General features: G+C 56.5%; 1 rRNA gene. It reads left to right on the plus strand.

Annotated features, from left to right (window positions below):
- Positions 1-216: ribosomal RNA gene (locus K0040_RS22660) — 23S ribosomal RNA — on the plus strand; the annotation flags it as partial.

Raw genomic sequence — 216 nt, forward strand, 5'->3', positions numbered from 1 at the left:
AAGAGAGCTTGATTGCAAGACATACAGGTCGAGCAAGGACGAAAGTCGGACTTAGTGATCCGGTGGTACCGCATGGAAGGGCCATCGCCCAACGGATAAAAGCTACCCTGGGGATAACAGGCTGATCCCCCCCAAGAGTCCACATCGACGGGGAGGTTTGGCACCTCGATGTCGGCTCATCACATCCTGGGGCTGTAGTAGGTCCCAAGGGTTGGG

The organism is Terrisporobacter petrolearius (assembly GCF_020748185.1).
Classification (GTDB): domain Bacteria; phylum Bacillota; class Clostridia; order Peptostreptococcales; family Peptostreptococcaceae; genus Terrisporobacter; species Terrisporobacter petrolearius.